Origin of the sequence: Paragemmobacter kunshanensis (genome assembly GCF_011059185.1) — a bacterium.
GTDB classification, from domain to species: Bacteria; Pseudomonadota; Alphaproteobacteria; order Rhodobacterales; family Rhodobacteraceae; genus Paragemmobacter; species Paragemmobacter kunshanensis.
The window spans coordinates 1-7,708 of the sequence record NZ_JAALFE010000054.1 but is presented as its reverse complement, the minus strand read 5'-3'; the positions used below and the strand labels follow the sequence as shown (position 1 = coordinate 7,708).

At 59.3% G+C, this 7,708-nt stretch carries 8 protein-coding genes; 5 read left to right on the top strand and 3 right to left on the bottom strand.

The genetic code is table 11. From position 1 onward, the window contains the following. Positions 1-121 precede the first annotated feature (121 nt). The 4 genes from G5V65_RS21250 to G5V65_RS21235 are packed head-to-tail and all read left to right on the top strand — an operon-like array spanning position 122 to position 4,275. On the top strand, positions 122-328 hold the full coding sequence (locus tag G5V65_RS21250; RefSeq protein ID WP_165054527.1) for a hypothetical protein: 207 nt from the start codon (positions 122-124) through the stop codon (positions 326-328). Between the two features lie 2 nt (positions 329-330). After that, positions 331-2,379, top strand: a complete 2,049-nt coding sequence (locus G5V65_RS21245) for a pseudomurein-binding repeat-containing protein (protein ID WP_165054525.1) — start codon at positions 331-333, stop codon at positions 2,377-2,379. Beyond that, the gene (locus tag G5V65_RS21240) at positions 2,372-3,562 is read left to right on the top strand and encodes a GIY-YIG nuclease family protein (protein WP_165054523.1); all 1,191 of its coding nucleotides are present in this window, start codon (positions 2,372-2,374) and stop codon (positions 3,560-3,562) included. Before G5V65_RS21245 ends, G5V65_RS21240 begins: the two co-directional genes overlap by 8 nt. A 47-nt stretch (positions 3,563-3,609) precedes the next feature. Beyond that, a complete protein-coding gene (locus tag G5V65_RS21235) occupies positions 3,610-4,275 on the top strand; it encodes a hypothetical protein (RefSeq protein WP_165054520.1) in 666 nt (221 codons plus the stop codon). 35 nt (positions 4,276-4,310) lie between these two features. On the opposite strand, the gene G5V65_RS21230 is transcribed toward G5V65_RS21235, so the two are convergent. Genes G5V65_RS21230 through G5V65_RS21220 form a run of 3 tightly spaced genes read right to left on the bottom strand, consistent with a single transcriptional unit; the run spans position 4,311 to position 6,456 of the window. Continuing rightward, complete coding sequence (locus G5V65_RS21230) at positions 4,311-4,694, bottom strand: hypothetical protein (protein ID WP_165054517.1); 384 nt, start codon at positions 4,692-4,694, stop codon at positions 4,311-4,313. After that, positions 4,691-6,001, bottom strand: coding sequence for a recombinase family protein (locus G5V65_RS21225; RefSeq protein WP_165054514.1), 1,311 nt, complete (start codon positions 5,999-6,001; stop codon positions 4,691-4,693). The genes G5V65_RS21230 and G5V65_RS21225 overlap by 4 nt, the downstream gene beginning before the upstream one ends. Next, positions 5,998-6,456 carry a DUF2924 domain-containing protein gene (locus G5V65_RS21220; RefSeq protein WP_165054511.1) on the bottom strand — a complete coding sequence of 153 codons (459 nt, stop codon included), beginning with the start codon at positions 6,454-6,456 and terminating at the stop codon, positions 5,998-6,000. Before G5V65_RS21220 ends, G5V65_RS21225 begins: the two co-directional genes overlap by 4 nt. Positions 6,457-6,891: 435 nt before the next feature. On the opposite strand from G5V65_RS21220, the gene G5V65_RS21215 reads away from it, so the two are divergent. Then, complete coding sequence (locus tag G5V65_RS21215) at positions 6,892-7,647, top strand: hypothetical protein (protein WP_165054508.1); 756 nt, start codon at positions 6,892-6,894, stop codon at positions 7,645-7,647. Positions 7,648-7,708 lie beyond the last annotated feature (61 nt).

The following is a 7,708-nucleotide window of genomic DNA, read 5'->3' as shown; positions in this document are numbered from 1 at the left end:
GCCGTCAACGCCATGATTTATATGCGAAATATCACGATTACGACAGCGAAATCAGCGACTTACTTGGAGAATGTGGGTTGTTAAGGTGCTCGAAAAGGATCGGGCGAGTAGGGGGGACGGCATGACCAGATCAAACTACACGCCCGGTGGCGATGCCAAGATTATTGCAGCGATCGCGAAGGCCCGCTTTGGCGGATTTGCTGAGATGTTCGAGCACCATGGATGGCCTGAGCGGGGATCGGACATGATGCGGAAGGTTCAGACTCGCGTGGTCGAAACTTATGGCAGCGTTCGTGCTTTCGAAGCGCACTTCGCGGCGGAGGGCTAGAAATGACCACGCTCCATGTTCCCTCTGTTTCGGTCACCTATGCGCGCAATGGCAGTTCAACCAAGGCCAACGAACTCGGCATGCGCGTCATGCAGGAACGCGCCTATGAGAAGCGGGGCGAACAATACCTGCTAATCAAGTCGCCGCCTGCCAGCGGCAAGAGCCGGGCGCTGATGTTCATCGCGCTGGATAAGCTGCACAACCAGGGCCTGAAGCAGGCGATCATCGTGGTGCCGGAAAAGTCGATCGGCTCCAGTTTTGCCGACGAGCCCCTGTCGAAGTTCGGCTTCTGGGCCGACTGGAAAGTTGAACCGCGGTGGAACCTCTGCAACTCGCCCGGCACCGATGGTGGCAAGGTGAACTCGGTCGGCGCTTTCCTGGAAAGCGGGGACCGGGTGCTGGTCTGCACCCATGCGACGTTCCGATTTGCTGTGGACCGGTTCGGTGTCGAGGCCTTCGACGACCGGCTGATCGCGGTGGACGAATTTCACCATGTCAGCGCCAACCCCGACAACAAGCTGGGCGCGCATCTGGGCGCCTTCATCGCGCGGGATCGGGTGCATGTCGTCGCCATGACCGGCAGCTACTTCCGCGGCGATGCGGAGGCCGTCCTGATGCCGCAGGACGAGAGCAAGTTCGAGACGGTGACCTACACCTATTACGAGCAGCTAAACGGGTATGAGCACCTCAAGGCGCTGGACATCGGCTATTTCTTCTACAACGGCCCCTATGTGGACGACATCCTGAAGGTGCTGGATGCGCGGGAGAAAACCATCCTCCACATCCCGTCCGTGAATTCGCGCGAGAGCACGAAGGACAAGCACAAGGAGGTCGAGGAGATCCTCGAGTCTCTCGGCGAGTGGCAAGGTGTCGACGAGGCGACGGGGTTCCAGCTGGTCAAGACACCCGAGGGCCGGGTACTGCGGATCGCCGATCTGGTGGACGACGAGGGGCCGCGTCGAGACAAGGTGTCGGGAGCGCTGAAGGACCCGACCCAAAAGATGAACCGCGACCATGTGGACATCATCGTCGCGCTCGGCATGGCGAAGGAAGGGTTCGACTGGATCTGGTGCGAACATGCCCTGACGGTCGGCTACCGCGCGAGCCTGACAGAGGTGGTGCAGATCATCGGCCGCGCGACCCGCGATGCGCCCGGTAAAACCCACGCGCGCTTTACCAATCTGATCGCAGAACCTGACGCCTCGCAGGGGCTTGTGACAGAGGCGGTCAACGACACGCTGAAAGCGATCGCGGCCAGCCTTCTGATGGAGCAGGTCCTGGCACCTAAGTTCGAGTTCAAGCCCAAAACGCAGGCCAGTTCCGCCCAGCCCGGCTTTGACTACGGCGACGATGGATATGATCCGTATAAGTGCAATGTGGGCTTTAATGAGGACACGGGGACCTTCCAGATCGAGATCAAGGGTCTGGTGGAACCGAAGAGCAAGGAAGCGGCGCGGATTTGCAGCCAGGACTTGAACGAGGTGATCACGGCCTTCGTCCAAGACAAGCCCACAATGGAGCGGGGCCTCTTTGACCGGGAGGAACTGGTGCCGCAAGATCTGACCCTGACGCGGATGGGCAAGATCGTGAAGGAGAAATACCCCCAGTTGGACGAGCACGACCAAGAGGCCGTCCGGCAACATGCGATCGCGGCGCTGAACCTGACGCAAGAGGCAAAGCGTCTGGCCACCGGCGGCGATGAGGGAGAAAGAACGGCAAACACGGCGCTGATCGATGGGGTGAGGAAGTTCATGAACGTCCGCGATCTGGACATCGACCTGATCGATCAGATCAACCCATTTGGCGAGGCCTACTCGATCCTTGCAAAAACGATGAGCGAGGAAAGCCTGAAGCAGGTCGCGGCAGTCATCGCGGCAAAGAAGGTGAAGCTGACGCCAGAGGAAGCCCGTGATCTGGCCCGACGAGCTGTGAAGTTCAAACAAGAGCGCGGGCGACTGCCATCGATCACTTCGCAGGACGCCTGGGAGCGACGGATGGCTGAGGGCGTCGCTTTTCTTGCGCGCATGAAAGCCGAGGCCGCGAATGGCTGATTTCACTGACGAGGACGACGCCCTCCTTGCCGAGCTCGGCGTTGAAGTAGAGGCAAAGAAGGCGAGCAGCCGATCGCCGCAGGAAGAGCGGATCATCGCGGGTTTCGAAGATATTCAGCGTTTCGTCGACGAGCACGGCCGGGCGCCTCAGCATGGCGAAGATCGCGATATCTTCGAGCGCCTCTACGCCGTGCGCCTTGACAGGCTTCGGACTCTGCCCGAGTGCCGTTCGATCCTGGCTGGGTTCGATCGACAAGGCCTGCTGGGCGACCAGTTTGCTGCTTTGGAGGCAGACGGAGAAGAACTAGGCGATGATGCCCTCTTGGCTGCCCTTGGGGTTGAGGCTGAGCGCCCCGACATCACCGAGCTGAAGCACGTCCGATCAAGTGTGGAAAAACAGGCGGCGGAAGAAGTGGCCAACCGCACGCGTTGCGAGGACTTTGCCAAGTTCAAGCCGCTGTTTGAGAAAGTTCAACGGGATCTCGACGAAGGCGTTCGACATACCCGACCGTTTGAAATGAAGGCGGAAATCGAGCCTGGGCGCTTCTTCATCGTCAGCGGACAGAAGGCTTACGTGGCCGAGATGGGCGAGATTGAGATCACCGCCCAGGGTCGCACCGATGCCCGTCTGCGGGTGATCTTCGACAATGGCACCGAGAGCAACATGCTGATGCGGTCGCTGCAGCGCTCGCTCAACAAGGACGAGGCTGGCCGCAGGATCACAGAGCCCGTGGCTGGGCCCCTCTTTGCTGACCAGCCAGAGGAAGGAGACGAGGCGAGCGGCACAATCTATGTTCTGCGCAGCAAATCCGATCATCCTATGGTCGCGCAGCACCGTGATCTCGTTCACAAGATCGGCGTCACCAATATGGGTGTGAAACAGCGGATCGCAGGTGCGCGCCTTCAGCCGACCTTTCTGATGGCCGATGTGGAAGTCGTTGCAACCTATGAGCTGTTCAACATCAACCGCACGAAACTCGAGAATCTGATCCACAGGATTTTTGAACCAGCTCGCTTCGACGTGGAAATTCGGGATCGCTTCGGGAGACCTGTTGTGCCGCGCGAGTGGTTCATGGTTCCACTGTTCGTTATTGACGAGGCGGTAAACCGCATCAAGGATCGAACGATCGTGAATTACGTGTACGATCCAATGAGCGCCACTTTGGTTGAACGGGCCCAATGACAATAGCTTTGGTACGCATGTATGAAGAACTCTGGAACTGATCAGCCATGAAGTTGAGCGAAGACTGGCGGCTGATCCAATGGCGTGCCGTAAAGGCTGTCGCAAACAATGATGTATCTAGAGTAATCGGGTTGGTGCCACTGGCGGGATATCTGATCCTATTCAATGACGAGATTGCCAGTTTGACTTCGTTTGATACTATTGCAGGGGTAGTTGGGGGATCCAAGAATCCTTTCTTCCTTGACGCGGTTACAAAGCTACGACTTGTTTTCTTTGGCAGCTTGTTCGTATTTTTCTCACATGTGATCTATCGAGTTTACGGACCACTAGTCCTGGATGTGTCAAATGACGAGATCGACTTTTCAACGAAAGTGCGAGAAAGCTTTACCGTCGGTGAGATCGCGAGAATGGAAGCGCAAGTTTTCGAACGCACCTGGACATCGCGCCGACCTGATTTTTGGTCTATCAAAGACAGAGTGCGAACTGGCCCGAAGTTAGCAGGGTTCAGATCAGATGTTCGATCAGGAATGCTAAATGCACATGGTGACTACATAAGTCATCTTGCGCGGGAGTGGTGGGCAGGGACGATGCATACCAATCGGCCTGCACGATTAGCAGCAATTACTCTGGGACTGGTTGGGTATGTTTTTCTCGCGATGCCGGCCCTTGATATTTCTCAAGCGGTTTTGCGCGATATGCTATCCAACTTCTAGATCAAACTTTTAGATGAATAACTTGGCGGATCGCTTCAGGTGGTCGATAGCTTGATTTCTTGCACGGCCCACACCTCCGAGAACGGTTTCACCACACCCGCCAGCGTCACCTCCGGTCCCGCCGTCCCGTCCAGGATCGCCTCGATGATCCCGGGTGCCAGCGCCGTGAGCCGCAAGATGCGCGTCACGTAGGAGGGCGCCACCTTCTCATGAGCTGCAAGCTCGGAGATCGTGAGGAACTCTCCGGCATCCAACATGCGCCGCCACCGGAAAGCACGTGCCAGGGCGCGAACCAGCGTGCTGTCGACATGGCGCGGGGCAGGGGCGTCGGCTGGCGGCAGGATCGACTTCCGCCCCCCGCGCTTGGCGATCCTGAACGGGACGTGCACGGTCACGATTTCCGGTGAATAGACGTTCATGCCGCTGCCTCAACGCCCGGGCTGTGCAGTTCACGCGCAAGGGCAGCCAGACCATCCACCCGCATCCGGATGTTCAGCCCGTGCAACCCGATATCCACCCTCTCCACCAGCAGCCCCACGATGCGTGCCTGCTCAGCCGGGAACAGCTCCTCCCACAGCGGGTCCAACCGCGTCAGGGCCTCACCGGTCTCCTCCTCGCGGATGCCGCCTGTGTGGGCCTGTGCGGCCCTCCAGGTGCCAGCGATGATCTCGGGCTGCCTGAACACGGCGCGCAACTGGTTGACGACGGCGGCCTCGATGTCCCCGGCCGCCACGCGGCCCACCGGGCAGGTCCCCGCCCCATGCCGCAGGATGGTCTGGCTGACATAGTAGCGATAGAGACGCCCGCCCTTGCGCGTATGGCTGGGCGAGAAGGCTGCCCCATCTGGCCCGAACAGCAGCCCCTTCAGCAGGGCAGGAGTGTCCGCCCGTGTCTTGGCCGCCCGTTGGCGGGGGCTGACCTTCTGGATGGACTGCACCTTCTCCCAAGTCTCGCGATCCACGATGGGCGCATGCTCGCCGGGATAGCGCTTGCCCCTGTGTACCGCCTCCCCGATGTAGACGGGGTTGTCGACCAGACGGTGGATGAACTTCTTGTCGATGGCCTTGCCCGAAGTAGTGCGCAAGCCACGCTCTGCAGCCTCCCGAGCGATGAGCGTTGCGGATCCCACCTCCAGAAAGCGCTGATACACCCAGCGCACATGGACAGCCTGAGCCTCGTTGACCACCAGCTTGCGGTTCTCCACCCGGTAGCCATAGGCCACACCCCCGCCCATCCAGATGCCCTTCGCGCGCGAGGCCGCGACCTTGTCCCGAATGCGCTCTGCGGTGACTTCGCGTTCGAATTGTGCAAAGGAGAGCAGGATGTTCAGGGTCAAGCGACCCATGGATGTTGTCGTATTGAAGGACTGGGTGACTGATACGAAGGTCACGCCATTGCGGTCGAACACTTCGACCAGCTTCGAGAAGTCCATCAGGGACCGGGACAGGCGGTCGATCTTGTAGACGACCACCACATCGACCAGCCCATCCTCGATATCGGCCAGCAAGCGCTTTAGCCCCGGCCGTTCCAGCGTGCCGCCGCTGATGCCGCCGTCGTCGTAATGATCCCGCACCAGCACCCATCCCTCGGACCGCTGGCTGGCGACATAAGCCTCGCAGGCCTCGCGCTGGGCGTGGAGCGAGTTGAACTCCTGCTCCAGCCCTTCCTCGGAGGATTTCCGGGTGTAAACGGCGCAGCGGAGTTTCTGGACGATGCGTTCGGTCACGGCCCCCTCCGATGGTTCTTCAACCCGAAAAACACCCAGCCGTTCCAGCGCGTGCCGGTGATGGTGCGGGCGATGGCGGACAGCGACTGATACGGCCGTCCCTGCCAGTCGAAGCCGTCTGAGGTGACAGTGACCACATACTCCACGCCCTGCCATTCGCGCAGCAGCCGCGTCCCGGTGATCGGCCGATCGCGATCGAACCGATGGCTGCTCTTTCTCCGATCCCCGCCGCCGTAGAGTTCCTCGCCCAGTTCCTCCAGCCGCCGCACCGTCTCGGGTTTCAACCCGCCATAGGCCAGTTCCTGAATGCGGTAGGCGAGGCGGCTTTCCAGATAGCGACGGTTGAAGGGCGGCGGTTCACTGGCAAACAGATCGCGCCACTGTTGTTTCAGCGCAGTGACCGGGGCAGTCTTCAGTGCCGCGAGGCGCGCGGGGATGGGATCATTGGTCGTCATGCGGTTCTCCGATGCGTCGGAGTTGCATGTGCGCTCTGGTCGGGCAGAGAGTGTAGCGAAGTTTCTCCAGTGGGATCAGAGAGTTGACTTGACTGGCGCTGCATCAGCCGGATCAGGCCAAGGGCCAGGATGCGGCACAACTCGGTGCGGCGCTCGGCGGGGGTCATTTCCGACGAAGGAAAGGCATTTGCGCTGCAGTACCCCATCCCAACTTGCGCTCCAGTGAGATCGTTCCTTTAACCAAATGCTAGGGAGATGTGCCTGAAATACAAATGATTTCATTGCCTTATAGAAGGGTGGCGAAATCATTCGAAACCTGGCGAAAGGCGTGATCACCCGGTCAATCACTGCAGGCCCGAACTGCTGACCAACGCAGGTGCCGTTCACGGAGTTTCCTGCTAAGCTTGTGCGAATGAATTGACGCCCGGAGATTGCATGACTGCATTCAGTCCTTTCATTCGCAAAACTTCGCCCGACATGCGCAAAGCACTTGCGGAACACTTGCGTGTGTTGATGCCCGAGGACGTGGACTGGTCAGACCCGGGATTGAAGTTCGCAAAGTTGATGGCCGCGGCGATTGACGCAGGGCAAGCCGATGGCAATGAGCATGCCGTTGGCGCGCTCGAGCGGATCACATCCCTGACCAATGAACTCGGCGACCTGGCAATGGCGTCCTGCTGGCCCGACGGCGCTGACGAACCCGAACTTGGCGGGGTAGAAGATCGCGCAGTCTGGTTGTTCATAAACCATTCGGAATGCTTTCGGAGAGCGGAGGAAGCGGTCTTCATCGATGGGCGAAGAAGGTCTAACAGGTTCGATGGCCACGTCCTTTCGAGTGACCTGACGGTCCTCACCTCAGACGAATGCAAGGCAGCATTCTCCTCCGCACTCAGAGGAGCCTTGTCGGACGGAAAGATACAAGTCGATATCTTTGAGCGGACCCGCCGTGGTTTTGATGGGGCCGAGTATCACGTTGTTCAGGTGACGATTTACGCCGAGCAGAGACTCGAGGCCACCTTGGAGTTTCAAGGCGCGAAGATAGCCTCCGTGCCGAGACGACCCGTTGTTGCGGCCGCACTGACCTATGAGCCCTTGACTGGAACGGTTGAGGTCGCCGCCAACACTAAACCGGCGCGCGACACCATCGTCCGTGCTTTTGCGCAGAATCTCGTGGATGTTGATTTGCACTGAGAGCTGACCCGGGTTTTCCATCGAGAAGTGACCCACCATTGGTTATGGATTTCGTGTCATG

What these genes read in the sequence shown, in the direction of transcription:
- G5V65_RS21250 (WP_165054527.1), top strand. Translation starts at nt 122, where the DNA reads ATGACCAGATCAAACTACACGCCCGGTGGCGATGCCAAGATTATTGCA.
- G5V65_RS21245 (WP_165054525.1), top strand. Translation starts at nt 331, where the DNA reads ATGACCACGCTCCATGTTCCCTCTGTTTCGGTCACCTATGCGCGCAAT.
- G5V65_RS21240 (WP_165054523.1), top strand. Translation starts at nt 2,372, where the DNA reads ATGGCTGATTTCACTGACGAGGACGACGCCCTCCTTGCCGAGCTCGGC.
- G5V65_RS21235 (WP_165054520.1), top strand. Translation starts at nt 3,610, where the DNA reads ATGAAGTTGAGCGAAGACTGGCGGCTGATCCAATGGCGTGCCGTAAAG.
- G5V65_RS21230 (WP_165054517.1), bottom strand. Translation starts at nt 4,694, where the DNA reads ATGAACGTCTATTCACCGGAAATCGTGACCGTGCACGTCCCGTTCAGG.
- G5V65_RS21220 (WP_165054511.1), bottom strand. Translation starts at nt 6,456, where the DNA reads ATGACGACCAATGATCCCATCCCCGCGCGCCTCGCGGCACTGAAGACT.
- G5V65_RS21215 (WP_165054508.1), top strand. Translation starts at nt 6,892, where the DNA reads ATGACTGCATTCAGTCCTTTCATTCGCAAAACTTCGCCCGACATGCGC.